Annotated in this window: 25 protein-coding genes and 1 riboswitch; of the genes, 8 read left to right on the top strand and 17 right to left on the bottom strand. The window is 56.0% G+C overall.

Translation table 11 applies throughout. The features are described 5' to 3' along the window. The first annotated feature begins 18 nt into the window (after nucleotides 1-18). Complete coding sequence (locus MKX51_RS00545) at nucleotides 19-1,068, top strand: cation diffusion facilitator family transporter (protein WP_340990824.1); 1,050 nt, start codon at nucleotides 19-21, stop codon at nucleotides 1,066-1,068. Between the two features lie 380 nt (nucleotides 1,069-1,448). On the opposite strand, the gene MKX51_RS00540 is transcribed toward MKX51_RS00545, so the two are convergent. The 8 genes from MKX51_RS00540 to MKX51_RS00505 form a co-directional block, all read right to left on the bottom strand. Further along, nucleotides 1,449-1,814: an ArsR/SmtB family transcription factor gene (locus MKX51_RS00540; RefSeq protein WP_036732785.1), complete on the bottom strand. Its 366-nt coding sequence runs from the start codon at nucleotides 1,812-1,814 to the stop codon at nucleotides 1,449-1,451. Nucleotides 1,815-1,921: 107 nt separating this feature from the next. Continuing rightward, nucleotides 1,922-2,659: an ABC transporter permease gene (locus MKX51_RS00535; RefSeq protein WP_340990823.1), complete on the bottom strand. Its 738-nt coding sequence runs from the start codon at nucleotides 2,657-2,659 to the stop codon at nucleotides 1,922-1,924. A 2-nt stretch (nucleotides 2,660-2,661) separates the two neighbouring features. After that, entirely contained in the window at nucleotides 2,662-3,378 is a 717-nt protein-coding gene (locus tag MKX51_RS00530) for an ABC transporter permease (RefSeq protein WP_340990822.1), read from the bottom strand. Further along, nucleotides 3,375-4,286 carry an ABC transporter ATP-binding protein gene (locus tag MKX51_RS00525; RefSeq protein ID WP_340990821.1) on the bottom strand — a complete coding sequence of 304 codons (912 nt, stop codon included), beginning with the start codon at nucleotides 4,284-4,286 and terminating at the stop codon, nucleotides 3,375-3,377. Before MKX51_RS00525 ends, MKX51_RS00530 begins: the two co-directional genes overlap by 4 nt. A gap of 78 nt (nucleotides 4,287-4,364) precedes the next feature. Further along, entirely contained in the window at nucleotides 4,365-5,783 is a 1,419-nt protein-coding gene (locus MKX51_RS00520) for a sensor histidine kinase (protein ID WP_340945124.1), read from the bottom strand. Beyond that, complete coding sequence (locus tag MKX51_RS00515) at nucleotides 5,780-6,454, bottom strand: response regulator transcription factor (RefSeq protein ID WP_340946767.1); 675 nt, start codon at nucleotides 6,452-6,454, stop codon at nucleotides 5,780-5,782. Before MKX51_RS00515 ends, MKX51_RS00520 begins: the two co-directional genes overlap by 4 nt. A gap of 99 nt (nucleotides 6,455-6,553) precedes the next feature. Further along, nucleotides 6,554-7,588: an EAL domain-containing protein gene (locus MKX51_RS00510; RefSeq protein ID WP_340945126.1), complete on the bottom strand. Its 1,035-nt coding sequence runs from the start codon at nucleotides 7,586-7,588 to the stop codon at nucleotides 6,554-6,556. A gap of 209 nt (nucleotides 7,589-7,797) precedes the next feature. Continuing rightward, nucleotides 7,798-8,217, bottom strand: a complete 420-nt coding sequence (locus tag MKX51_RS00505; protein WP_340945129.1) for a pyridoxamine 5'-phosphate oxidase family protein — start codon at nucleotides 8,215-8,217, stop codon at nucleotides 7,798-7,800. A gap of 160 nt (nucleotides 8,218-8,377) precedes the next feature. Between MKX51_RS00505 and MKX51_RS00500 the strand changes: the two genes are divergently transcribed. The 6 genes from MKX51_RS00500 to MKX51_RS00475 all read left to right on the top strand — a co-directional run bounded on the left by MKX51_RS00500 (nucleotide 8,378) and on the right by MKX51_RS00475 (nucleotide 14,472). Beyond that, nucleotides 8,378-9,556: an MFS transporter gene (locus tag MKX51_RS00500; protein ID WP_340990820.1), complete on the top strand. Its 1,179-nt coding sequence runs from the start codon at nucleotides 8,378-8,380 to the stop codon at nucleotides 9,554-9,556. 47 nt (nucleotides 9,557-9,603) lie between these two features. Further along, the gene (locus MKX51_RS00495) at nucleotides 9,604-11,055 is read left to right on the top strand and encodes a hypothetical protein (protein WP_340990819.1); all 1,452 of its coding nucleotides are present in this window, start codon (nucleotides 9,604-9,606) and stop codon (nucleotides 11,053-11,055) included. Between the two features lie 72 nt (nucleotides 11,056-11,127). After that, a riboswitch (TPP riboswitch) is annotated at nucleotides 11,128-11,238 on the top strand. Nucleotides 11,239-11,387: 149 nt separating this feature from the next. Beyond that, on the top strand, nucleotides 11,388-12,464 hold the full coding sequence (locus tag MKX51_RS00490) for an ABC transporter substrate-binding protein (RefSeq protein ID WP_340990818.1): 1,077 nt from the start codon (nucleotides 11,388-11,390) through the stop codon (nucleotides 12,462-12,464). 51 nt (nucleotides 12,465-12,515) lie between these two features. Continuing rightward, nucleotides 12,516-12,809 carry a thiamine-binding protein gene (locus MKX51_RS00485; RefSeq protein WP_036732817.1) on the top strand — a complete coding sequence of 98 codons (294 nt, stop codon included), beginning with the start codon at nucleotides 12,516-12,518 and terminating at the stop codon, nucleotides 12,807-12,809. Then, entirely contained in the window at nucleotides 12,806-13,567 is a 762-nt protein-coding gene (locus MKX51_RS00480; RefSeq protein ID WP_340990817.1) for an ABC transporter permease, read from the top strand. Before MKX51_RS00485 ends, MKX51_RS00480 begins: the two co-directional genes overlap by 4 nt. 80 nt (nucleotides 13,568-13,647) lie before the next feature. Further along, a complete protein-coding gene (locus MKX51_RS00475) occupies nucleotides 13,648-14,472 on the top strand; it encodes an ABC transporter ATP-binding protein (RefSeq protein WP_340995453.1) in 825 nt (274 codons plus the stop codon). 571 nt (nucleotides 14,473-15,043) lie between these two features. Here the strand turns inward: MKX51_RS00475 and MKX51_RS00470 are convergent. The 9 genes from MKX51_RS00470 to MKX51_RS00430 form a co-directional block, all read right to left on the bottom strand. After that, nucleotides 15,044-15,175, bottom strand: coding sequence for a hypothetical protein (locus MKX51_RS00470; RefSeq protein ID WP_340990816.1), 132 nt, complete (start codon nucleotides 15,173-15,175; stop codon nucleotides 15,044-15,046). A gap of 37 nt (nucleotides 15,176-15,212) precedes the next feature. Continuing rightward, nucleotides 15,213-15,815, bottom strand: coding sequence for a response regulator transcription factor (locus tag MKX51_RS00465; RefSeq protein WP_340945144.1), 603 nt, complete (start codon nucleotides 15,813-15,815; stop codon nucleotides 15,213-15,215). Further along, nucleotides 15,812-16,963 carry a sensor histidine kinase gene (locus MKX51_RS00460; protein ID WP_340990815.1) on the bottom strand — a complete coding sequence of 384 codons (1,152 nt, stop codon included), beginning with the start codon at nucleotides 16,961-16,963 and terminating at the stop codon, nucleotides 15,812-15,814. The genes MKX51_RS00465 and MKX51_RS00460 overlap by 4 nt, the downstream gene beginning before the upstream one ends. A gap of 6 nt (nucleotides 16,964-16,969) precedes the next feature. Next, nucleotides 16,970-17,707: an ABC transporter permease gene (locus MKX51_RS00455; protein WP_340946770.1), complete on the bottom strand. Its 738-nt coding sequence runs from the start codon at nucleotides 17,705-17,707 to the stop codon at nucleotides 16,970-16,972. Then, entirely contained in the window at nucleotides 17,707-18,618 is a 912-nt protein-coding gene (locus tag MKX51_RS00450; protein ID WP_340990814.1) for an ABC transporter ATP-binding protein, read from the bottom strand. Before MKX51_RS00450 ends, MKX51_RS00455 begins: the two co-directional genes overlap by 1 nt. A 273-nt stretch (nucleotides 18,619-18,891) precedes the next feature. Further along, nucleotides 18,892-19,479, bottom strand: a complete 588-nt coding sequence (locus MKX51_RS00445; protein ID WP_340945148.1) for a TetR/AcrR family transcriptional regulator — start codon at nucleotides 19,477-19,479, stop codon at nucleotides 18,892-18,894. Between the two features lie 93 nt (nucleotides 19,480-19,572). Further along, on the bottom strand, nucleotides 19,573-20,835 hold the full coding sequence (locus MKX51_RS00440) for an alpha/beta hydrolase family protein (protein ID WP_340945150.1): 1,263 nt from the start codon (nucleotides 20,833-20,835) through the stop codon (nucleotides 19,573-19,575). A 729-nt stretch (nucleotides 20,836-21,564) separates the two neighbouring features. Continuing rightward, nucleotides 21,565-22,317: an oxygen-insensitive NADPH nitroreductase gene (gene nfsA, locus MKX51_RS00435; protein ID WP_340945152.1), complete on the bottom strand. Its 753-nt coding sequence runs from the start codon at nucleotides 22,315-22,317 to the stop codon at nucleotides 21,565-21,567. Nucleotides 22,318-22,454: 137 nt separating this feature from the next. After that, a complete protein-coding gene (locus tag MKX51_RS00430; RefSeq protein WP_340990813.1) occupies nucleotides 22,455-23,798 on the bottom strand; it encodes an aminotransferase-like domain-containing protein in 1,344 nt (447 codons plus the stop codon). Between the two features lie 208 nt (nucleotides 23,799-24,006). On the opposite strand from MKX51_RS00430, the gene MKX51_RS00425 reads away from it, so the two are divergent. Beyond that, entirely contained in the window at nucleotides 24,007-24,945 is a 939-nt protein-coding gene (locus MKX51_RS00425; protein ID WP_340990812.1) for a DMT family transporter, read from the top strand. Nucleotides 24,946-24,978 lie beyond the last annotated feature (33 nt).

Below are 24,978 nucleotides of genomic sequence, written 5' to 3'. Positions count from 1 at the left end.
GAAAAGGGGTCCTACCTAATGAACAATTCCAAAATGAACAACGTTAGACCTTCCGGGCAGCACCAGCATGCAGCAAATTCGAACAGACATGGATCGGAGCCCCCCGGTCATGAGAATGCAGAGCATACGCACAACGATTCACATGCTCATTCGCACGCTGGCGGGCATTCGCATTCCCACTCCCATTCACATTCCCATGCACCGGATAATAAGAAAGGCCTGCTGATCGCCTTAATCATCACAGGCGGTATTATGTTTCTTGAATTCTTCGGCGGCCTGCTCACCGGGAGCCTGGCTCTTTTGTCCGACTCGGGGCATATGCTCAGCGACACCGCTTCCCTTGCCCTTAGCCTTGTGGCCATGATTATCGCGGTGAAGCCGGCATCCTCCAAGAACTCTTACGGCTTCCACCGGTTTGAGATTATGGCGGCTTTGTTCAACGGGGTGACCCTGTTTGTAATCTCCGGATTCATTATGTATGAAGCTTTCCAGCGCTTCTCCGCCCCTCCGGTGGTAGCCAGCGGAACAATGATGCTGATTGCCAGTGTTGGACTGCTGGCCAATCTCGTTAGCGCATGGTCGCTGATGCGCAAAAGCGGGGCTAAAGACAACATCAATATCCGCAGCGCTTATCTGCATGTGATCAGCGATGCTCTCGGCTCCGTTGGAGCGCTGGCGGCCGGTCTGATTATGAACCTGTTCTCCTGGTATGTGGCAGACCCTATCATCAGTGTGCTGGTCGCCCTGCTCATCCTGCGCAGCGCCTGGGGTGTCATCAAGCAGGCCTTCCATATCCTTATGGAAGGAACTCCGCTTAGCGTGAATGCTGATGATGTCGAGAAGGCGCTACTGGCAATTGAAGGGGTTCAGGATGTGCATGACCTGCATATCTGGACCATCACCTCCGGCCTGGATGCTCTCAGCGGTCATCTGCTGATCAAGGACGGGATGAATTCGGAACAGGTACTGCAACTGGCACTTAAAATGGTGGAAGAGAATTTCGGCATCCGGCACACCACACTGCAGATTGAGAATTCCACTGTGAAGCACGATCACCTTCCGGTCTGAGGAAGAGGTGGTTAGCGGGTAAGGGTGGGGGAGTGTGAGAGTCCAAGCGAGTCCGTGAGAAGCCGAGAAATTTGAGGGAGTACGAGGAAAACCTAACGATTCTGTAGGCCTGCCGATTGTATGCTGTTTTCCACATACATTCGGCCACTTGCCCTCACAACGACCGATTGTATGCTGTTTTCCACATACATTCGGGCCACTTGTCCTCACGACCACCATTTGTATGCTGTTTTCCACATATATTCGAACCACTTGCCCTCACGACCACCGAATGTATGCTGTTTTCCACATACATTTGGTTTATCGCACATCATAATATAAAAGGGCTACCCCAAGCCACTACCTGGCTTTGGGACAGCCCCTTTTCCTGTCATAACAATCTATTCATGCCGGATATGCTCATGAGTCTGCAGGAAGATCTGCTCCACATGTGCATCGTTCAGCGAATAATATACGGTCTTGCCTTCCTTGCGGCGCTTCACAATCCGCAGGTTCCGCAGATAGCGGAGCTGATGGGAGACTGCCGACTGTCCCATATCCAGTATGGAGGACAAGTCATGCACACATAGCTCCTGCTGGGATAACGCGTAGATCAGCCGAACTCTTGTCGGATCACCCAGTGCCTTGAACATTTCTGCCATCTTATCTGTAATCTCACGGTCCGGCAGAATCAAGGCCATAGATTCCGGTTCCAGTTCGGAACCATTACAGGTGTTGTCGCATTCTTCAAGTGCCGCTGGTTCCATGCTCCCGCCCTCCTCCATATGCTCATCCGGCATCACCGGCGCTTAATAGTATCTTCTACGATTAATTATAGAAAAAATGGCGTCCAATGTCCATGGAGAAGGGAATCTTATACCGCCTTACGCCAAAAGGCTATCAAGCCAGCACCCAGGAACAGAAGCAGGCTCCCCGCCACGACAATCATCAGGCTCTCCAGCGGCAGGTTGAAGGCGCCGAACCGTTCTTCGCCGAAAGGGGACATGGCCAGCGTCGGCTGCACCCATGGATAATAAGGACCGTAGGTGGAAGAATTGGCAATCAGTATGTTAGGAATGGTGAAGCAGACATTCAGCGCAAGCGGGGCGCCGAAGCTGCTCCAGCCTTGAGATATCGCCAGTTGCAGTGCAGCCAGCGGCAGGCAGGCAAACCAGCCTCCGAACAGGCTGTTCAGCAGAAGCCACCAGGGAACTCCCCCTTCTGCACCCCGATACCATCCCACTCCCAGAACCCCTGCAAGAAACAGCAGCTGAACCGCACCCAGCAGCGCTACAATTAATGCATATTTGGCAAAATATACGGAGGTCCGTGTAACCGGAAGCGCCAGGAGCTGCTTCCAGCCGCCGTCACTATGCTCATTGCGGCAGATTAAAGCGGCGAAGAGCCCAGAGAGTACCGGAAGAAACAGCAGCGCATGTACCGCTGACATTGTGCTCAGCAGAACCTGCCAGGTTATCACCCTATCCTCTTGCATGTCCGAAAGCGCGCCTATCGGCAGAGAGACCAGCGGACTGAGCAGAATTAACAGCCAGGTGCGGAATCCGGCTATCTTCATGCCCTCCGCAGACAATATTCGCAGGAAAGTCCGCATATTCAGTCCACATCCTTTCGCGCGAAATGTATGGCTCCCGGCAGTAGTACCAGGAGTCCAAGCAACAGACCGGCTCCGCTGAACAGCCAAGGACGCGGATCGCTCCAGGCCAAGGCCGGCCAGGAGAGCGGGACCCATTCCGTGAAGTACACACCGAACGGGCTAACCAGCGAGAGTGTCAATCCCAACGATACCGGAAGTGTCTGGTTCCGGCTGGATAGAGAGAGCCACAGCTGAAGTGCAATGACAGGCATGGCCCCAGCGTAAGCGGCGAAGCCCATCCGCAGGATGTCCGCAAGCGGTATCGGCTGAGCGCCGAAGCCGAGCAGCAGCCCGAGGACGACAGTTCCTGCCGACAGCAGCAGGCAGGACACGATAAGCAGCAGCAGGCAGAGCAGCAGCTTCGCTATGAACACAGCCGTACGGGAGACAGGCAGCGCCAGAAGCTGCTTCCATGAGCTGGTCTGATGTTCGACATTCGCAATCAGAGAGCAGATCAGTGTACCGCCCAGATATAGGGCAATCGGCACGAAGGGCACGATCTCACTGAGCAGGCCACCCCACAGGTCCTCCCGGTACTGCCCGCGAAGGTAGTCATAACGGAGGCCGAAATTCAGTCCCTGCATGGCGATGAGGCCCAGCGGGCCAAGGAAGGCGAGGAACCATATACCTTTGCCGCGGATCTTAAGCCAGTCCGCCGACAGCGCACGCCACATCATAGCTCCTCTCCCCCAACCACCTGCAGGAAGAATTCCTCCAGAGATTGCCTGTGCTCTTCTACCCTGTAGATCGCATGGCCCTCCTCGACCAGTTCTTTGACCAGCAGCGATACTCTCGCATCACTCATCCGGGGCAGGACCAGCCGGCCCTCCTGCAGCTCGCCGCCGCAGCCGCGCCGCACCGCCGTCATCAGCGCAGTCTCCGGCTCGGATAACGCCAGGCGCAGATAGCCGGCCGCCTGCTGCTGGAGATGGGAAATGGTATCCTGGTAGACCATCTGCCCCTCGCGGATAATGCCGACCGTACCGGCCATTTGCTCAATCTCGCTCAGCAGATGGCTGGATACCAGCACTGTAATGCCTTGCTCTCCAGGCAGCCGCTTGATCAGGGACCGGATCTCCTGTATGCCTGACGGGTCCAGCCCGTTGGTCGGCTCATCGAGAATCAGCAGCTCCGGGCTGCCCAGCAGAGCTGCTGCAATCCCCAGCCGCTGCTTCATGCCCAGCGAGAAGCCCTTGACCGGCCGCTTCTCCTCCCCGGTAAGCGCTACGATCTCCAGCACCTCGGCAATACGCACCTTGGGCACCCCCAGAATGCGGCGGATCGCCTCCAGGTTGTCCCATGCACTCAGATGCCCGTAGTAGGACGGCGATTCCACCAGCGAGCCTACCTTGCGCAGAATCTGCATCCGGTTCGCACGCAGCTCCTTGCCGAAGATTTCAATGCTGCCGGAGGTCGGCTTGATCAGGCCGAGCAGCATGCGGATGGTTGTTGTCTTGCCGGCACCGTTCGGTCCGAGGAAGCCGTAGATTTCCCCTTTTGTAATATTGAGATTCAGGTTCTTCACTGCCGCACGGCCGCGGTATTCCTTAAGCAGATTTCTTGTCTCTATCACTGTATCCTTCATTCTCTTCACCTCGGTAACAGCATAACGCCCCAAGGTTAAAAGCACAGAAGCAGCCGGTTTAAATTTTGTTTAAATTGTTCAGGCGTCCCGCTTCCAGATCACAACCTCGGTACCCTTCGCTGTACTCTCCATGCTCCACTCCAGGTCCATCCGCTTCAACAGCAAGTCGACAATGGACAGTCCCAGACCTGCTCCGGCGGAATCCGTGCTCTGCGCAAGGCCGCCGCCGTGATCGGAGATGATAATCACCCGGTTGCCCTCACGGATCTCCGTAAGAATGCCTACATATAATCCGCTGCGCGCATGACGCAGAATGTTCTGAAACAAATTATCCAGCACTCTGCGGAACCAGCTGTCATCGATCTCCCAGTACAGCGGCGCGGCCTCCAGATCAATATCGATCCGGTACCCCTCCTTCTCCCAGACGGGATACCAGGCGGCGGCGCTCTCCCGTACCAGTCTCAGCACATCCCGGCGTTCCAGAGTCAGCGCGATGCGTCCGCTGTTCAGCAGATTGTAGGACAGCAGGTTCTCAATCAGGATGCCCAGGCTCTCGATCCGCTGATCCATCAGCTCAAGGGAGGACTGGCCGTGCGGTGACAACGGCTCCTTGCCCAGTACATGGAGGTGGCTGCGAATGACGGTCAGCGGAGTCCGCAGATCATGCGACAGATCGGCTACCAGCCGCTTGCGCAGCGCCTCTTCTTCCGCCTCTCTGGCACGGCCTGCCTTAAGCTCCGTCACCATGGTATTGAATGCTTCCTCCAGATGCCCGATCTCATCCGGCTTCCCCGGCGGAACAATCTGCGGCAAGCCCTCCTGCCCGGTGAACGCCATAGCGGTCTGCAGCCGCAGCAGCCTTCTGCGGATCATGATGAAGAAGAGCCAGGAGCTGGTGATGAACAGAAGGAAGAACACCAGCATCGCCATCGTATACCATTTATCCAATCCTGCCGCGTACTTGCTCTCCGTAATATCCTCAGGAATCTGCATAACCATGAAGCCCTCGGCGGCCTCTGCCCGGTCTCCTATAAATGCGACAATCGCCAGCGGCTTCAGTGCCGCACTGTCCTTCATGAAGGATACCGCTTCAGCGGCGCTCCACCGGCCGGGAACAGCCGGAGCCTCTCCCGTCTGGAGCAGCGGCGGTCCTGAGGGCTCTGTCACCAGCTGTGTTATGCCCGCATGATCGACCCAGAATATTCTCGACAGCGGGTAGGCTTCGCTTAAGGCCGACAGCCGCCGGGTGATATCCGCAGGGGACTGGTCAAGGAGCTTGCGGGCTTCCTCATGCCACATCATCTCCAGCGTATCCACACTGGAATACTGCTTATACTCCCCGGGTGGACTTGTATGCGTAAGCCCCCCGAAGATACTGTACAGAGCAATCGTCAGCGGAATAACAACCGGCACGAACAGCAGTGCAGCTACGATAATGAGCAGATAGCGAAAAAGCAGCGAACGGTGCAGCAGCTGGAAACGCCCTGCCCTCTTCACCCTCTCACCCGGTAGCCGATTCCCCTCACCGTCTCAATAATCTCCGGCGCGGCCGGATCAAGCTCCAGCTTCTCGCGCAGATAACGGATATGTACCATCAGCGTCTTGTCGCCTTCGATGTAGCTCTCCCCCCAGACCGCCTCATAGATCTGCTCCTTGGTCAGAATCTGGCCCAGGTGCCGCAGCAGATAAGAGAAGATCTGAAACTGCTTGCCGGTAAGCATAATCTCCCGTCCGGTCGCGGCTTCCGTGACCACACTGCTCCCCGGTCTGACAACCAGATGCTTAAGGGTCAGCTGAGCGGGCGCGGCAGCTCCGCTTCTTCTCAGCAGAACCTCGATTCTCGCCGCCAGCTCATCGGGATGAAACGGCTTGGTCAGATAATCATCCGCGAAGTCCAGCCCCTGAAGCTTATCGTCAATGGAGGTGCGCGCCGAGAGCATCAGAACCGGCAGCTCCGGATAGGCCCGCTTCAGCCGCTGGCCGACGGTGAAGCCGTCCAGCCCCGGCAGCATCACATCCAGAATCGCAAGCTGGCAGCCCTCTGCAGCTTCAAGCGCCCCGTCTCCGCTCTCCAGCCAGCGCACAGCATATTCCCGTTCCCGCAGGTCTGCCGCTACTACACTGCCGATCTCCCGGTCATCTTCTACGTACAATAGGGTTACACTCACGTTGTTCTCCGTCCTTTCTTCCTTCAACTGGCAAAACAAATCCCCGGATACCGGCAGTCTTGAGGTCTGCCGGTATCCGGGGAGAATCATACTTGCTGTTCAGGCCGTAATTCCGAACCTTCCCGGCGGCTTATCCTCCGGCAGCCCGAACAGATAGCCTTGTCCCAGGTCCATACCGAGATCACGGCAGACCAGGAATTCCTCACGGCGTTCAATGCCTTCAGCCAGCAGGCTTGCACCGAATTCGCCAGCCCTGGAGATAATCTCTCTAAGCATCCGCTGCTTCCCCTCATCCCGGTCACAGAAGCTGATCAGGCTACGGTCAACCTTGACATAATCCGGCTGGAGGCTGGACATCAACTCAACCGTCGAGTAGCCCGCGCCTACATCATCCAGTGCAACCCGCATCCCCTGCTGGCGGTATTCGGCGAAGATGGCGCGCAGATGTGCAATATCGCTGATCTGCTCCGTCTCCACTACTTCAAATACATAATCCTCCGGGTTCTGGTCCAGCCTCCGGATCGCCTCGAAGGTATGAGTAAGACAATACTTGGGATTATAAATAGAAGAGGGCAGGAAGTTAATGAACCGCTTAATGCCCTTGGGCAGCAGCTTACTGCCGGTCTCTATCGCCGAGATCCGGGCGGCCCGGTCAAGAAAGGAATGAAACCCTGTCCGCCGGGCAATCTCAAACAGCTCATAGGGCTGAAAATAACTGCCCTGGGGCAGCGGGCGCAGCAGAAATTCAAAGCCGACAATCTCCTCGCTGAAATTCACAATCGGCTGCATGTGGCTGCAAAAATCATGGCTCATAATGATGGACACCAGATTCTCGTTAGCGAAGCGGACCTTCAGCTGATCGAAGGTCAGCCACCGGTCCGGAGCCGCAGGGGCACCTTTGCTCTTAACGCATACGGATAAGGAGTCCGCTATGTCCTTAGCCGCCACCAGCATTTCTATCAGCTTCAACAGCTCTTCCTTACGATGATATGGAATGATACAGGTCTTGCTTGTCTCAAATGCTTCATAACCGGCATTCCGGATGGCAGCAGCCAGCGGATCAGAGCAGGGGCGGAGCTTCAGCTCCCCTTGATCCTCTATCGGGTCGATGTCAGCACAATCAACACAGTTCATGGCAATCCCCTCCGCCTCATGATGTCGATAACCTGAGGCCATTATAGCATGATTCCTCCGGCACGATCAGGAAAGAAGCCGCAAAAAGAGCCCCTTATGAACCATGAAGGTCCGTAAGAGGCCCGGATTGCCGGGCTATGCAGTACTTAGGCTTAGGCGGGAGATTCACCGGTTCCCGGCCACCACAATCCTTTTACTGGAGACAGCCATTAAGACTGCCATACCCCGTGCTCACCGTTCTTGCCCATATATTCAATCCGTGAAGGTGACAGCTCAAGAATGACATAATCGGGATCATCCGGTCCCTTGAACCATTTCTCCAGGGACTCATTCCATACCTTAGAGCGCAAGCCGTCATCCTTCGTCACGGCAACCGTAGCTTCAATCTCCAGTACATCCTTGCCGCCGCCCTGTTCATAGCCAAGCAAGAGACAAGCATTAGGATTATCCTGAAGCTCTTCTACCTTATGCGTCTTGCGGTTAGTTGCCAGATAGATGGACAGCCCGTCATGAAATACCGCCATGTAACGCACCTTAGGCTTGTTACCGGCCTCAATCGTGCCGAAGGAACCGAACCTGTTGTCGTCCAGCACCTGTATGATTGTTTTCTCCAGCTCTTTGTTATCCATTGACGTCACAGCTCCCTTCAAAATTCATGTGAATATAAGTTTATATATTCACGTCCTTGGTTTGGATTTATGATTAACCTGTGCCTAATATAGTGTACCCTTCCCGTTCATTCTGAATCCCGCCATCTGTTCATAAATTGATTCATAAGGAGTCTTATTCTTGAAAAAACTAATCTGGATCGGCTGTCTCTCCTATTTCGTAATCGGCCTCGCCCATGTTGTGCTGGGCTCCATTCTGCCAGTGCTGCTCCAGCATTATGACCGCAGCTACAGTGCAGGGGGCGAGCTGATCTTCAGCCAGTTCGCGGGCTTCCTGGCCGGCGTACTGGTCTCGCCGCTGCTGAACCGGCGGTTCGGCAAGCGCGGCGGCATTCTGATTGCCACCGGCCTGCTGCTATGCGCCGAGATTGCCTATGCCTTCCTCCCGCCCTGGGGCTGGATGTACGTAATTGCCGTAGCCGCAGGGTTCGGCTTCGGGATGATCGAAGCCGTCATCGGCACGATTATTATAGCCGCAGTCACCGAAGGAACGGCCGTTGCCATGAGCCGGCTGGAGGTGCTGTTCGGTGTCGGGGCGCTGCTCATGCCGCTGGCGGCCAGTCCGCTGATTGCCGCAGGGCAGTGGAGGCTGGCCTTCCTGATCGTTGCCGCCTGCTCCCTCCTCTCGCTGCTCTTCTGGGCGAAGAGCAGCTTCGGCCCGCTGGACAGCGCGCTGAATGAGCGGCCTGCCCGCCCTGACCGCGCTGCGGCAGCGGGAACCACCAGAAGATTGTCCTTGCCCTACAAGGGCAATCAATGGGTGGTGCTTGGCTTGTTCATTCTGTTCTTCTTTCTTTATGTAGGCACTGAGATGAGCCTGGTGAATTTCATGCCGGCGATCTTCATCGCGAAGCTGGGCATGAGCGAGGCCGCGGCTGCACTCACGGTGACCTTCTTCTGGCTCGCCATGTCGGCGGGCAGACTGTTCGCCGGTGTCATCGCCGAGAAGATTTCCTACCGCATCTATGTGCTCGTCAGCTGCTTTGCCGCTTTGCTGCTGCTCGTTATTTTCCCGTTCGCCGGTCACCGGCTTGCCGCTTTTGCGATCATCCTGCTGCTTGGCCTGTTCATGTCCGGCATCTTCTCAATCGCGCTGGTCTTCTCCAGTAAGCTGCTGCCCGGCGCGGAAGAATCGACGCCCAGCATTATGATCGCCTCCGGCGGAATTGGCGGCGCAGTACTGCCGCTGCTGACCGGCTGGTCCATGGATCATCTGCAGATCGCCCAGACCTCGGGACTTTTGGCCGCTTTTGCCGCGCTGTTATTCGTGCTGAGCGTAACCGCCTGGAGAATAGGGTAATTGAAGCTACAAGGTCCGTATTCTGCGAATAAGGATGGAACCCACCCATGGCTATACCGCATTCCGAGCCCACTCTGCATACCGCCTTGCTGCAATTCATTTTCCCCTTTTCGATTAAGGCGGAAGTCGATCAAGAGCTGATTGAGAGTCTTCAGGAGGATGGATTTACGCGTTTTTTTCTGGAGAACAAAGAACTGGAGCATGCCTATTACGGAGAGAATCACTGTGTATCCCATGAGAAAATGGAGCGCAGCTATCTTCCGTTTGCCGCTCATGTCTTGTTTCCGCGTGAGAAGGACAGGGATTCCTTCCGCCGCTTTTCCCGGGCTAATGATCTGCTGTGCGGGCTGCAAATGCCCTTCCAGACGATTCCCTTCCGCGTGCTGTCGACCGATGTGTTCCTCTGCCCGTTCGAGCTGGGCTTCCTGACGGTAAGAGTGGCTATTGAGGAGGAGAATCTCCCCTTCAGCATGGTGCTCGAATTCGCCGACCGGTTCCGCAACCTGGAGGATGTAAGCGTTCAGGATGAGCATACCTTCATCCATTGTCATAAGAAGTCTTTTGCCCGGGTAGAGGACTTCGTGTTCAGGCATCTGGCAGCCGGGCTGGAGCCGTATCTCGATCCTGCAGAGACGAATGGCAATTATTTCGAGACCCTGCCCTTCTTCGTCGATGAACGGATGCTGGTGCAGGCCTTCTACGGCGTTAATCTCCCGGAGGATGAGGAAGAGATCAGTGTCGAGCTGCTCTACCGGGCCTCCCAAGTGGACGGTCTGAGCATCGACGGCACCCCCTATATGAGCGCAAGTGATCCAGACTATATCAAGCAGTATACCCGGGAGCATTGCTATAGCCGCTGGGGGCCGGACACCTACTATATGACCAATGAGCAGACCTTCTGCTGCGTGAGCCGGGCGAAGCCGGAGATTGCCGCCCAGCTGATCAGCCAGATGTACGGCGAGTATTATTACGGAATGCTGCTGAGTATTTTTCATAAAATCGTGCTGCTGAAGCTCGCCAACCTCCACTCCCGGCTGCGTATCAACCACGACAACGACGAGATCGAGAATCTGATCTTCCTGATCAACAAATTCTCGGCCAAATTCTATTTTCTGGAGCTGATCTCGCAGTCGCAGGGGCGGGAGATTTTTTTTCAGCTGCGTAAGGTGTATGGCAATGATGCCTTGTTCGATGAGGTGAAAATGACCCTGAATGACCTGTTCCAGTACCAGGACAAATTCCAGGCCAAACGGCGGGATACACTCCTGATGGTGCTCACGGTATTCACGGTCATCAGCGGGATATACGGGATGAATCAGGTCATCGAGGATCTGAAGGGCCAGATCGACTGGAGTAAAATGCTGGAGTATTCCGCGTTCGAGTATCTGGCTCTGTTCCTGACCTTCTCCGGGATCACCGTCAGTGTCGGCTTAACGCTGAGAGAGATCTGGAACGGCATCCGCAGCCGCCGCAAGAAGCGGCATTATACGAGGGATTAAGACACAAAGGGTGGACAACGGCAGGACTGCCGTCTATAATACACCGTAAGAACATAGCAATACCCGTGAACTTTATAGAACCAGGGGTGCTGGAATTGGCCGGCTGAGATTGTATCCCACAAGATACTGACCCTTACACCTGATCTGGATAATGCCAGCGTAGGAATCTTCATTCAGCACAGTGCCTTGAGCGGTACTGAAGCTGAAATCCCCTCACGCAAGTCACTGGCGTCCCGATCTTCGGGACGCTTTTTTGATTCTAAGGATGTACAGGAATAGGGTTTCTGTAAGCTCTGAAGACCAGGGGTTGCTGGAAGGAGAGAAAAAGAGAAATGGGAGTCAAAAAAACAACAGGAATGCTGCTGATCAGCTCTATGCTGGTTCTCGCGGTCGCGGGATGTGGCGGCGGGAACAACAGCGGCAATGCGGGGGCCAGCGCACCTGCTGCCGGTAACAGCACAGCTGCACCTGATGCAACCGCAGCCGCACCCACGGATGCACCTAAGGCGCTGACCCCGGTCAAGATTGCCCTGGACTGGACGCCGAACACGAATCATACCGGCCTGTATGCTGCCAAGGAGCTGGGCTATTACGCGGAGGAAGGTCTTGATGTGCAGATTGTACAGCCGGGCGCTGCCGGTTCCGACACAATGGTCACTTCTGGTGAAGCCCAGTTCGGCATCAGCGCCCAGGAGGCGCTGACCCTGGCCCGTCTGCAGGATGTGCCGCTGGTATCGATTGCTGCAATCATTCAGCATAATACCTCCGGGTTCGCGGCTCCGAAGGACCGCAATATTAAGACGCCGAAGGATTTCGAAGGCAAAACGTACGGAGGCTGGGGCTCCCCTGCGGAGCAGGCTGCCATGAAAGCCATCATGGACCCCGAAGGCGGGGATGTCTCCAAGGTGAAGCTGGTGAATATCGGCGAAGCGGACTTTTTTACAGCCGTGAAGCGGGATATTGACTTCGCCTGGATCTTCTATGCCTGGACCGGCGTGGAAGCGGAGCTGCGCGGGGAGCCGCTGGATATGCTGTATCTGAAGGATTACGCTCCGCAGCTGGATTACTACACTCCGGTGCTGACCACCAGCGAGAAGGAGATCGCCGAGCACCCTGAAGTGGTGAAGGCCTTCCTTAAGGCTACGTCAAAAGGCTATCAGTACGCCATCGACCACCCGGAAGAAGCCGCGACGGTCTTGTCCGATGCTGTCCCTGATCTGGACCCCAAGCTGGTGCTGGCCAGCCAGAAATGGCTTAGCCCGAAATACAAGGACGACGCCCCGCGCTGGGGTGAGCAGAAGCTTGAGATCTGGAAGAATTACGCCGACTGGATGTACGGCCTGAAGCTGCTGGATAAGCCGCTGGATGCGGAGAGTACGTTTACGAATGAATTTTTGCCGGAATCATAATGAGCCCGCATGACGGGAATCTTATACCTAACTTGAAAGGAATGATTGATCATGGCTAACACACTGCTCAGCATTCAGGTAATTCCCAAGACACCGAACAACGAGGATTCCATCCCTTACGTGGACAAGGCTATAGAGGTCATTCAAAAGTCAGGCGTGAAGCATCAGGTGAATCCGCTGGAGACCACGATGGAAGGCGAGCTGTCCGAGCTGCTGGATATTGTGCGCGACATGCATGAGGCGCTGATCGCTTCCGGCAGTCCTAGTGTCATCTCACAGATCAAGATCGCCCATAATCCGGGCGGCATCAGCATGGAGAAGCTGACGGAGAAATACCGGCCGTGAGAAGCACCTGGAAGCTAGTGTGGCCGCCCTTTGTGGCGGTCCTCTTTTTTGTCGGGATATGGCAGCTATCGGTCATGCTGTTCGACATCCCGGCTTACCAGTTGCCCAGCCCCGCGGATATCGCGCGTGAATCGAAGAACAACGCCTCCGGGATCTGGGAGCACACCGCCGCCACGCTGCGGCTGACCCTGATCGGCTTCCCGGTCGGCACAGGCATCGGCCTGCTCACCGCCTTGCTGCTGCATCTGCTGCCCTGGGTCAAGCGGGCGATCTATCCGCTGCTGATCCTCAGCCAGAATGTGCCCTCCATTGCGCTGGCCCCGCTGCTGATTATCTGGTTCGGCTTCGGCCTGCTGCCCAAAATCATCCTGATCACCCTCGTCTGCTTCTTCCCCGTAGCTGTTGCAGCCATGGGCGGAATGGCCCAAAGCGACCGGGTGATGATGAATTATATGAAGATGGCCGGTGCGGGCAAGTGGCAGATCTTCACCCGGCTGGAGCTTCCCGGCTCCTTGCCCTCCCTGTTCTCCGGGCTCAAAATCTCCGCCACCTATGCGGTGATGGGCGCAGTGGTGGCCGAATGGATCGGTGCCGACAAAGGGATCGGCTACTATATGCTGCTGCAGAAGGCCTCTTACCGGGCGGACCGGATGTTCGTGGCCATCGCCATTATCGTGCTGCTGAGTCTCGTATTATTCGCGCTCATTGCCCTGCTGGAGAGATGGCTGGTGCGCTGGAAGCCGCGCAAGGAAGCTTAACGTATACGAAAGGATCATCCAAAACGGAAGTAACCATAATGAACTGAAGGAGGCTGGACGAAGTGTCTGAGCTTACGAGGATTGAACTGGAGAAAGCGGACGTCGATGGACGCCTGGGTACACGGAGTGTGCCGCCTGCGCTCGAAGTCAGCAGCATCAGCAAGTCGTTCCAGCACCGCCGCCGGGAGACGCAGGTGCTGGATCAGGTGTCCCTGACCGTGGAGCCGCAGGAATTCGTCTCCATTGTCGGCCCGTCCGGCTGCGGGAAAAGCACGCTGTTCCATATCATCGGCGGCCTTACGCTGCCGGATACCGGAACGGTGAGCATGAACGGCATCCCGGTGACCGGGCAGCGCGGCAAGATCAGCTATATGCCGCAGCAGCCCGCGCTGTTCCCGTGGCGCAGCACACTGGATAACGTCCTGCTTGGCGGCGAGCTGCAAGGCGCCCCGCAGCGGGAGGCCCGCGAGGCTGCGCGCCACTGGCTGGCGAAGATCGGCCTCGGCGGCTTCGAGCGGGCCTACCCGCACATGCTGTCCGGCGGCATGCAGCAGCGGGCCGCCTTCCTGCGGGCCATGCTCGCGCCGCAGGAGCTGATGCTGCTCGATGAGCCGTTCAGCGCGCTCGACGCGCTGACCCGCGAGCAGATGCAGCGCTGGCTGCTGGAGCTGTGGGAGGAGAACCGCCGCTCCGTGCTGTTCATCACCCATAACATCGAAGAGGCGCTGCTGCTCTCCACCCGCATCTACGTCTTCTCCGGGCGTCCCGGCTCCGTCCTCCACACCGTGGAGGTCCCGTTCCCGCGCCCGCGCCGCGAAGAGATCGCCGATTCGCCGGAGTTCCTCCGGATGCGGCGCCAGCTCTCAGAGTGGATGCGCGAGGAGCAGGCGAAGAGCCAGAGCTAAGGGGCAAGCTGCTGCGAAGGTGAAATTGCATTAACGATCGAGCTCCTCGCTGTGCCTAACAACAGTCTTCGTGACTCGGCACTGCCTTGTCAGTAGCGGCATAACTCTTCCTGATTGTATTTACTGCAATAGAATCTGCTATATTCCAGTCTAAATTAACTTCTGCTGTATTTCGTACAGCAGATTTTTGTTTATTTGCCGCAAAGCACCACTTTCGCAGATTTCTGCTGTACGAAGTGCATTAGATTCAAATTCGCGGCATATTTAGGGAGCATCTGTTGTAGAAAATACAATGGGCTAGAACAAACTCAGGTGGTGTAATGTAAGTTGCGAACCACTTCACCCGTGTAGTTGTAGTCTGTGCAATTAAAAACAGTAAAAAGGATCGCTCGTCTCCTATAACTGTAGTCTGTACAACTAAATCTGCCCGAATAAGTGATATCAAGCTATAAAAAGCAGGTTAGTTGTACGAAATGCAGCTATAGGGATCATTAATGATCTATCAGACGATTTAGTTGTATGGAGTGCAATTAAGTATACCGCATGTACTGGTACCCCTTAGGCCCCGCCACTACTCAAACCCGCTCATCCGCACACCCATCTGACCATCCATCATCCATACATACATCTCGCACCCAGTATACTCACCGGCTCCTTGTTGCACTACTTCACTTACTGCACTCACTACACTACTTGCACTCATGGCACTACCCTCACTTACCTTCACTTACCCGCCCGTCCTACATCCAGCCCTTGTCCTCCGCCAGCCGCACGGCTTCGATCCGGGTCTTGACCGCAAGCTTGCTGAGGATCTCCGAGATGTAGTTGCGAACCGTGCCATAGGAGAGGTGGAGCGCCGCGGCGATCTCTCCTGCGCTGCGGCCCGCGGCGGCCAGCTTCAGAATCTCCCGCTCCCGGTCCGAGAGCGGGTTCTCTTCGCGCAGGCTGCCGAACACCAGCTCAGGCGAGACCTCGCGCCCCCCGGCCATCACACGGCGGATGGCATCCGCCAGCTTATCCACCGGCTCATCCTTCAGCAGATATCCCTGGATTCCGGCCTTCACCCCGCGCTCGAAATAGCCGGGACGGGCGAAGGTGGTCAGGATAATAATCCGGGTGGCGCAGCCCCGCGATTTCAGTATCTCAGCCACCTCCAGGCCGCTCATCAGCGGCATCTCAATATCCATCAGACACACATCCGGCTGGACACGTTCGATCAGGGCCAGCGCCTCCGCCCCGTCCCCGGCTTCGCCCGCCACCTCAATATCCTCCTCCAGATCAAGCAGCGATGCCATCGCACCGCGCAGCAGCCGCTGATCCTCGGCAATTATGATCCTGATCATGCCGTTTCCCCATCCTTTCCATCCTTAACTACTCTTGGTGTGACCACTCTCAGCATGGTTCCCCCGCCGGGCCTTGGAGCAAGCGTCAGCGAGCCGTCAATCAGGGCCAGCCGCTCGCCCATCCCCTTCATGCCGTTGCCGTCCCGGCGCTCCGTCCCCTCCGAACCGCTGGCATCTACCCCTATGCCGTTATCCTCCAGTGTAATCTGTACCTCCCCGGGTGTCATTACGATGCTAATCCGGCACTGGTCCGCACGGCTATGCTTGACGATATTGGTGATTCCCTCTTTGATGCACAGGCTGAGAATACTCTGCGTCAGACCGGACACGCCCGGCAGTGCCGCATCTCCCTCTACCTCTAGCGCGATCTCCGCACTGCGCAGCATCTCCGCCGCCTCGGCCAGCTCTTCGGCGACTGAGACCGCTCGCATCTCCGAGACCAGCTCCCGTACCTGGCGCAGCGCGGCTCGCGAGGTCCGCTGGATCTCACGGGCCTCCGCCTGCGCCCGCTCGGGATTCTTGACGACCAGCCGCTCGACAAGCTGGCTCTTCAGCGTAATCAGCGACAGCGTGTGTCCCATCGTATCGTGCAGATCACGGGCGATCCGTACCCGCTCCTCGCGCTTGACCATTTCCTTGATCCGCTCATTGGCCTGGTCCAGCTCCTTCTCCAGCACCCGCCGCCGGTTAATCGAGCGGATGCCGAAGGGAGTCACCAGCATCATCATCAGAAAAGGCAGCATGAACAGAATGTCCATGCTCTGATACTGTACCAGGGACAGCAGGAACATCGAGGCCAGCATCGCCGTAAATATCGTCAAGGCCCGCCCAAAGTTGCGTGAATCGGTATACCAGCCGATGAAGTTGCTGGTGAAGAAAGCCATATATAAGTTGAAGGGGCTATACCCTATAAATAACACCACAATAATCAACATTTGCAGTCCCAGCCAGGCCGAGTAGGGCTTGCCCTCCGTCCAGTAGAGCTGACGGTACGTAACCAGGAACAGCAGGACCAGCGCATAACCCGCCATCAGCCTGAGCCCGCTATACCCCTGAAGGTTAAGAATCGGAAACACCAGATAGATCAGCCAGATATAGGGGAAGAAGCCAAATCTTTTGGGAAATACCCGGAACTGCTTAAGAGCCATTGTACATTACACCGCTTCCTGTTTTTTTCGGATATAGACCGATAATAACATAAACACGGCCAGGTAACCGAGCAGCAGCAGCACTGCCCTCCACTGCGGGGACTCTCCCGCTACAATCGCCCAGGCTCCATTTCCGTAATTGTAAGACGGCAGCCAGTGCCCGATCTTCTGCATCAGCTTAGGCATAATCTCCAGAGGCATCCACATGCCCCCGGCCACCGCCAGCCCCATATAGAGCACATTGCTCACCCCGCTGGCCGTATCCACCCGCTTCATGGACCCGATAATTGTACCCAGCGCGAGAAAAGGCAGCGAGCCCGCAAGCAGCCACAGTCCGCTAAGCAGCCACTCCGAAGCAGTCAGCGATACCCCGTTAATCAGATATCCGGCTGAGAAAATACACAGAATCGAGAACAGATGCATGATGCTCTGACCGAACATTTTGCCGAAAAAATATACCGAGGACGGCAGCGGAGTAATGCGGATAAACGTATTCCATCCCTGCGTCTGCTCCTGCACCAGCCGGATGCCAAGCGTCATAATCGCCGAGCCCATCACGCTGAAGGCCGCCATCGACATCAGATAATGCGCCTGCCACTGCTTCGTATCGTCCGTCCCCGTATTGACCACCCGGGTGAAGATGAAGTAGAACATAATCGGCATGAGCAGCGACCAGAATACATAATAGGGGTTGCGGATAATCCGCAGCAGCTCTGCCTTGCACTGGGCTATCATAGGGTTCATCATACTGCCGCCTCCTCTTGATTCAGGGTCAATTGCTCGAACGCTTCATCCAGCTTCCCCTGGTCGATCCGTACATCCTGCACGGCCAGCCCGTTCACGAAAATAGCCCGCAGCGCCTCATCCGTATTCCCTGTCGTCACATGCAGCCGTCCATCCTTCTCGTAGCAGCCTTCCACGGCTGGCAGCTCCAGCAATTGACTGTGCAGCAGCGCCGGGTCGCCGGACGCCAGGAAGGACAGCGACTTCTTGACCAGTCTCGCCTTAATCTCGTCCGGGCTTCCGTCCGCCGCCAGCACTCCCCGGTTGAACAGCAGAATCCGGTCCGCGATATCCTCCGCCTCCTGCAGATAATGGGTGCTGAACAGAATCGTCTTGCCCTGATCGGCCAGTCCCCGCACCCTCTCCCAGAAATGCCGCCGCGCTGTTGTATCCAACCCCACCGTCGGCTCGTCAAAAAACAGCAGATCCGGGTTGCCCGCCAGCGCCAGCGCGAAGCTGAGGCTGCGCTTTTGCCCGCCGGAGAGCTTCTCCGCATAGCGGTTCAGATCCGCCGCCTGGAGCCCCGTCGCCTGAAGCAGCACCTCCATCTCCATCGGCTGCGGATAATAGCTGCGGATCAGAGCCAGAAGCTCCCGGACCTTCAGCCGGTCCATGACACTGACCTCCTGGAGCATGGCTCCGGTCCGCTGCTTCACCCTGACGTCTGCCGGCTTAAGACCGAACACCTTCACGCTGCCCTCCGAGGGCTCAAGCAAGCCCAGCAGCATCGCCAGTGTGGTGGTTTTGCCAGCTCCGTTAGGGCCAAGCACCGCTGTGATCGAGCCGCGGTTAATCGTGAAGCTCACCTGCTTCACCGCTTGCTTCTCCTGGAAGCTGCGACTGACATTGTTCATTTCAATGACATGTTCCATCGTGTATCCCTCCGTGTCCTTCTGCCTTCTTGGCTATATTGCTATAGTACCGGAGACCGGAGAGAAGCATCAGTATGGACTGTCATCGATTCAAAGTGACAACTGTCACCCGGCAACAAGTGGAAACGGCTTTACCGTCCTTTTAAGGACGGTACCGTTTCAGCGAGAAATAGAAGGATAATTTATCATGTGAAACATATAAGTTCTTATATTTAAATAAAGCGCTCCTGTCCACGATTCCGTTATCGTAGCAGGAGCGCCTCCGTGTGCATATTATTCAAACCTCAATTGCCCAATCGCCTGTTCCAGCATGTCGTTCAGCGTCTGTCCTCCGGGAGTTGCGCTTACCCAATGAAAAACCGCTGTGCGTATCGCTGCCATGAGCAGCGCGGCTAATAAGTCCGGGTAAAGGTCGAGCTTCACATCCTTGTGTGTACGTTCCGCGATCACCCTGGCGAGCTCCCGCTCAATCTCGATCTCCACCTTCCGTGTTGCGCCGAACAATGCCGGATCATCACGGAGAAGGACGATGCGTGCATACCACTGCCGGTCTGTCGTCTCGGCGAATCCCTCAAGCACAGCGGCGCGGATGGAGTCCTGCAGCGGTTCATCTGACGGACGGCTGGCAAGGGTAGCCGCTATCCGCTCGGAACGCTGATAAGCATTGCCAACCATTGCGGCCTCTTTGGAGGCAAAATAGTTATTGAATGTCCGCATGGAAACATTGGCGGCTGCGGCTATATCCTCCACACGGACCTGACTGGCCCCTCTCTCCATGGCTAGACTACACGCTACATCGCTTAGCGTCCGCCTGGTCTCTTCTTTCTTTCGTTCTCTCAAGCCCGGTTTCTCAGTCGTCATGGCACTCTATGGCTCCAATCCTTATATGTAGTCAAAGATCTGCGGTGCTGAAAGGACAGCACCACAGATCCGGCCTTAATCCTGTAAAATCGCTTACTGCGCCGGTTGTAGCTGAATGTTATAATCGAGCACCTCATCCAGCCAGTCAAACATCACCTGGTAGCTGAGCGGCAGATTGTTCAGCTGGCAGTGCAGGTCGGCACCATCCTCTTCCGTCCCCTTAAATATCGCGTTCTTCTCATTCGGAGCCTTTTCGAAAGTGTCTACCGCCTGCCGCTGCATCTCAGGATGCTCCGCTTCCGAATACATGGAGAGCAGGGGACATTTGACGTCCTTCGGATCAACCTCCATCACTTCTCCGGCTGAACCATGCCACCCTGCTATGCTGTCCAAGCCATGGGACCAGGCCAATCCGGCGAACAGGACCTGGCCGGTGTAGGGCATCTTTTTGCTCGCTTCCGCCGCTTCCTCTGCAGTGCCCCGCAGGAATGAAGGCATCCCGCGTTCAATGAAGGTCGCCATGGAGTACACCGGTGAGTTCGGTACTGCCGCTGCGAAGCGGTCATCACAGCTTGCATGAACCATTGTCTTGGCTCCGCCATAGCTCATGCCGCTGACCACCAGCCGCTTAGGGTCTACATCCGGGCGGGCCAGAACGAAATCTGTAGTGGCTCTGTAGACATTATACAGCTCCTCGCGCGGGAAGTTCTTGGCCGTTGCCTCAGGCTCGTAGAACCGGACACATACATCATAAGGAAGATCTACGATCAGCGCGTTATATCCCCGGTCAATAGCCGCTTGCCCTCCGAGAAAATAGGTGTCTTCCTTGTGCGTCTCCCCGCCGTTATGAAAGATAATCGTTGGCTTAGGCGCATTACCGTGCTCCGCCTTCAGAAAGCATCCCGGGAACTTATACCCCTTGTATTCCACCTCGACCCACTCGTGGGGAATCTGCTCAGACTTCGCATCAAGCGCCTTGCGGAAGCATTCCACACTTTTGCCGTGATACCGCGCAAAATCAGGCTCATCCGGAAAAGCCCCGTAGAAGGCTGCCCGGTAATACGAGTGGGCACGGATGAAGGCCTCACCGGCGCTGATCAGATGGCCCTTCTTCAGGCTTCGCTCTGCATTGGCCTCAATTTTAACAGCTTCCTTCTCGAATTCAGTCTTCCAGCTGGTTAAAGAGTTCGGATCGATGTTCCGTGCAAGCTTGAATACTTCCCCCTGTGACACACCGCCGCAGTGTACGAATGACAGCAGCCACTGGAACGTGAACTCAATATCATCGCGCTCGAAGAATACCTTGTGCGTCAATCGTGCAGCCACCTTTGTCTCTTGCCCATCTACCTGTACCATACCATTCTCCTCCTTCTCCGATCTATCCTTTCAAGATCATCCACAGCAGACACAGCCGCGAAGCGGAAGAGGGAATTAGGCTACGGCGCAATTCCGGGCCCGGGTGTTGGCGTCCAGCGAAATCCAACCTCTAACCAGATTTTAGCACTTTTCACATTTATGCGCAACACGCAATATTTCTCGTTAAGCAACATTTCCTTCTCGCGGCTTCGCGCTGGCACATTGCGATTGTATTCGGTTTTCCGCGTACATTTGGTCCACGCGCCTCAGCAGTTGCACATTGTATGTTGTTTTCGGCATACATTTACCCCGATATCCCCGCATTAGCACATCATGCGACGTTCTGCCTATCTCTGACCACTTTTGATGGTTTTCACTCTTACCAACCGCTTGTATGGAGCAACATTGTTGCAGTTTTTGCAGGATTTCTCCAGACATGTTACTGGCTGCGGCGCAATGTTGCAGGATTTGCAGGAATTTTGGTGTTTTGAGCAGGTTAGCTCTGACATTGTTGCATTTGGTGCAGGATTTCTGCATAGGCCGCTTATATTGGGCAGCATTGTTGCATTTCTTGCAGGAAATTTCAATATTTGTTACTGGCTGTGGAGTATTGAGCCTGCGTACCCTCGCGCCAGCCTACTGTATTCGGTTTTCCGCGTACATTCAGCCCGTGCGCCTCCAATCCAAAAAAAGCCTCCCCCGCGACCACAGGGAAGGCTCACCAAATCTCTACCGCTGCATGAATCCCTTGCTAAGCAGGAATTCCTTCATGTGTAGCCGGGCAGGCTGAGCCAGCCGGCCCGCCATCATCTCCGACCAGGAGGCTGCGCTCTGGCCGCCGGTACGCTCGCGCATATAGTCGCTGGAGATCGCGTCGTACACGCGGACCTGTTCCACTGCGGCTTCGGCATTGTAGCCGTTATGATGTAGCACCGCTGCCTGCGGCAGGCGCGGGCGGATGCCGTTCACGGCGGCCGGATACCCGAGGCACATGCCGAAGACCGGATAGACCAGCTCCGGCAGGCCGAGGAGCTCAGATACCGCGGCGATCTCATTGCGGATGCCGCCGATATAAACAATGCCGAGGCCCAGCGATTCAGCGGCAACCGCCGCATTCTGCGCGGCCAGCGCCACATCGACCGTAGCCACGATCAGATTCTCAGCCGTGTCCTCGTAGGACCGCTTCCCCTGCAAATGCGGAGCAGATGCTTCCCGCAGACGGTACAGGTCCGCACACCAGACCAGGAACACCGGACACTGCTCGATGTACGCCTGATTGCCCGACAGTGCGGACAACCGTGCCTTAAGCGCAGGCTCAGTTACAGCAATAACCGTGTACGCCTGGACATTGCTGGAGGTCGAAGCCATCTGCCCCGCTCCAATCACGGCTGCCAGCAGCTCGTCACTGACCGGCTTGTCCTGGTACTGGCGGACAGAGGTATGACGGTTCAACAGCTCAAGGGTTTCATTCGTGGGTTTCATTATCGTCCCGCCTTTCTTAACTCCTATATAAGCCTATTATGATCCCATTTCGCGGCTCAGACAACAAACGGGGCTTTCCTTTTCCTACTTTTCCTACTCTTCCTACTCTTCCTACTCTTCCTCCCATTCCTCCCCCTCTACCACCCGTTCCCGCGCTTCACCTCCTGGACAATCGCCCGGATTCCCTCATCAATCTGCGTAAGCCCTGCCCGGGAAATACTGATGCGCAGGAATTTGTCGCGGGCCTGGTAATCCGGCAAATAGAAGCCATTCCCGGGTACCACGCGGATCTTCCGCCCGGCCAGGCGCTTGACCAGACGCTCCAGGTTGACGGTGAGCGGCAGCTTGAACTGGATATAGATGCCGGAGCTGTCCGCAGAGGCTTCGATGAAGCCGTCCGTATTATGCCGCGCGAGTGCTTCGTATACCGCACGGATTTTTTTGGCGTACATGGCTTTGATCCTGTGCCTGTGATGCCCGTACATCCCGTTCTTGATGTAAACCTCAAGCGCGGCCTGAGACAGCAGCGAGGTATCGGTATAGCCTTTATAGGAGCGGAAGGTCTCCAGCAGCGGCTGCGGCACCACCACCGCACCGAGCCGAAGGCCCGGGAAGATGATTTTGGAGAAGCTTTTGAGATAAATGACATGGGAGGTCTGGTCATACGCAAAGATCGGGTCATAACGCCGTCCAATCCCCAGATCCGCCATATAATCATCCTCGGCAATATAGACATCGTACTTGGCTGCCAGTCCGGCAATGGCCTTGCGCCCCTCTGTGCTGTACGTTGTCCCGAGCGGATTGTGATATCTGGGCATCGTATAAAAAAATTTGAATCGCCCGCTGGCGAACCGCTCCTCCAGCTCCTGCAGGTTGATGCCCGCCGCCGAACGTCCGATTCCGCTCACCGGCAGCCCCTCAGCCTCCAAATACCGCAGATAGATGTCATACCCCGGCTGTTCCACCAGAATATCCGTCCTGCCGCTGGGAAAAGGCATTCTGGCCAGTATCTCCAGCGCCTGCTGAATCCCCGAGGTAATCAGGATCGACTCCGCCTTGGCGAACACCTGATACTCCGCGAGATGCGACACCAGAGTGCGGCGCAGCGACTCCAGCCCCAGCGCATCGCCATAGGTGAACAGATGGTATTTGTACTGGTCAATCGCCTTATTGAGACAATGCTGGAAGTCCAGGTACGGAAAGACGTTCAGATCGGGCGAAGCCGAAGCAAAATCAACCGTTCCTTCACTCTCCGCCGCTGCCGAATTCGCACTCTTGTCCACCATATAATAGCCGCTCTGAGGAATAGAATAGATCGTATGTGTCCGCTCCAGCTCCCCGTAAGCCTTCAGAATGGTACTGACGCTACAGCCGTAGATTGCTGAAGCACTGCGCACAGACGGCAGTTTATCCCCCGGGCGGTACTGCCCTTCCTTCATCTGCCGCTCAAGCTCTGTAATCACCTGATGATACTTGTTCATCGCCCGCCTCCGTTCGCCGTCATTACCACGCTATGCTGTGTATTCTATCCTATTATTCTTCCCTTATTATATAGGGATCGCAGCAGACTGTACCGGTACAGTTGAGGAAAGCTTGTGTTGTTGGTGTATGCCTTTTCCTTTAATTTTAAAGTAATAGATCGAATGTTTACAGCATCCAATCTTCACTAACCTACAAGGAGATGTACCCATGCACAAACAAGGACTCAAGCTGGCCTACAGCTTCGCCGTACTCAATGCGGTCATTATCGGCTTCTCCTTCCTGTTCACCAAAGTAGCTCTGGTACACGCCGGGCCGCTCGACACGCTGACCTTCCGGTTCGCTGCCTCTTTTGCCGTCATGTCGGTTCCGGTCGCCCTCGGCTGGGTCAAGGTTTCCTACCGGGGCAAGCCGATGGGCCGGGCCCTGGTGCTCGCTGCGATGTACCCGCTCGGCTTCTTCACCCTGCAGGTCTTCGGACTTCAGCGCGCCACCTCAGCCGAGGGAGGCATCCTCTATTCGTTCACTCCGGTGGTGACGATGATCATCGCCGCGATCTTCCTGAAGGAGAAGACCACCCTGCTGCAAAAGCTGTGCATCTTCCTCTCGGTATTCGGCGTGGTATTCATCTTCGTCATGAAGGGAAGCGGCATTCAGCTGTCCAATATGACCGGGATTGTGCTGCTGTTCATGACTTGTCTCGCTTTTGCCGGATACAGCGTGCTGGCCCGCTCCCTCTCCAGCCACTTCAGCCCTGCTGAGCTCAGCTACCTGATGATGGGGGTCGGCTTCGCCACCTTCCTGATCATCTCGCTCACCGGACATACCGTCAGCGGGACGCTTGGAGATTTCCTGAATCCGCTGGGAAGTGCAACGTTTGTCCTGTCCGCCGTATATCTGGGGGTAATCGCTTCGCTGGTCACAACCCTGACTTCAACCTATATTTTATCCAAAATCGAGGCCTCCCTCATGAGCGTCTTCACCAATCTATCCACCATCGTATCTATTGCAGCCGGAGCAATCTTCCTGGGTGAGCAGATCACGGTCTATCACTGGATCGGATCCTTCCTGATCATCGCCGGGGTCATTGGCACGAACCTGCTTGGCCGGAAAAAGACCGCTGCGGCTTCCGCATCAGCGGGCAAATAGAGCAAGGATATACGGAATAGGTCTATATAAGGC

Origin of the sequence: Paenibacillus sp. FSL M7-0420 (assembly GCF_038002345.1) — a bacterium.
Taxonomy (GTDB): domain Bacteria; phylum Bacillota; class Bacilli; order Paenibacillales; family Paenibacillaceae; genus Paenibacillus_AQ.
The sequence above is the reverse complement of the archived record's forward strand: the minus strand, read 5'-3'. Positions and strand labels throughout refer to the sequence as shown.

Bases quoted from the DNA above. Each gene is read 5' to 3' on its own strand.
- MKX51_RS00545 (WP_340990824.1), top strand. From the start codon at position 19: ATGAACAATTCCAAAATGAACAACGTTAGACCTTCCGGGCAGCACCAG.
- MKX51_RS00540 (WP_036732785.1), bottom strand. From the start codon at position 1,814: ATGGAACCAGCGGCACTTGAAGAATGCGACAACACCTGTAATGGTTCC.
- MKX51_RS00535 (WP_340990823.1), bottom strand. From the start codon at position 2,659: ATGCGGACTTTCCTGCGAATATTGTCTGCGGAGGGCATGAAGATAGCC.
- MKX51_RS00530 (WP_340990822.1), bottom strand. From the start codon at position 3,378: ATGATGTGGCGTGCGCTGTCGGCGGACTGGCTTAAGATCCGCGGCAAA.
- MKX51_RS00525 (WP_340990821.1), bottom strand. From the start codon at position 4,286: ATGAAGGATACAGTGATAGAGACAAGAAATCTGCTTAAGGAATACCGC.
- MKX51_RS00510 (WP_340945126.1), bottom strand. From the start codon at position 7,588: ATGAACTGTGTTGATTGTGCTGACATCGACCCGATAGAGGATCAAGGG.
- MKX51_RS00505 (WP_340945129.1), bottom strand. From the start codon at position 8,217: ATGGATAACAAAGAGCTGGAGAAAACAATCATACAGGTGCTGGACGAC.
- MKX51_RS00495 (WP_340990819.1), top strand. From the start codon at position 9,604: ATGGCTATACCGCATTCCGAGCCCACTCTGCATACCGCCTTGCTGCAA.
- MKX51_RS00490 (WP_340990818.1), top strand. From the start codon at position 11,388: ATGGGAGTCAAAAAAACAACAGGAATGCTGCTGATCAGCTCTATGCTG.
- MKX51_RS00485 (WP_036732817.1), top strand. From the start codon at position 12,516: ATGGCTAACACACTGCTCAGCATTCAGGTAATTCCCAAGACACCGAAC.
- MKX51_RS00470 (WP_340990816.1), bottom strand. From the start codon at position 15,175: ATGAGTGCAAGTAGTGTAGTGAGTGCAGTAAGTGAAGTAGTGCAACAA.
- MKX51_RS00465 (WP_340945144.1), bottom strand. From the start codon at position 15,815: ATGATCAGGATCATAATTGCCGAGGATCAGCGGCTGCTGCGCGGTGCG.
- MKX51_RS00460 (WP_340990815.1), bottom strand. From the start codon at position 16,963: ATGGCTCTTAAGCAGTTCCGGGTATTTCCCAAAAGATTTGGCTTCTTC.
- MKX51_RS00455 (WP_340946770.1), bottom strand. From the start codon at position 17,707: ATGAACCCTATGATAGCCCAGTGCAAGGCAGAGCTGCTGCGGATTATC.
- MKX51_RS00450 (WP_340990814.1), bottom strand. From the start codon at position 18,618: ATGGAACATGTCATTGAAATGAACAATGTCAGTCGCAGCTTCCAGGAG.
- MKX51_RS00445 (WP_340945148.1), bottom strand. From the start codon at position 19,479: ATGACGACTGAGAAACCGGGCTTGAGAGAACGAAAGAAAGAAGAGACC.
- MKX51_RS00440 (WP_340945150.1), bottom strand. From the start codon at position 20,835: ATGGTACAGGTAGATGGGCAAGAGACAAAGGTGGCTGCACGATTGACG.
- nfsA (WP_340945152.1), bottom strand. From the start codon at position 22,317: ATGAAACCCACGAATGAAACCCTTGAGCTGTTGAACCGTCATACCTCT.
- MKX51_RS00430 (WP_340990813.1), bottom strand. From the start codon at position 23,798: ATGAACAAGTATCATCAGGTGATTACAGAGCTTGAGCGGCAGATGAAG.
- MKX51_RS00425 (WP_340990812.1), top strand. From the start codon at position 24,007: ATGCACAAACAAGGACTCAAGCTGGCCTACAGCTTCGCCGTACTCAAT.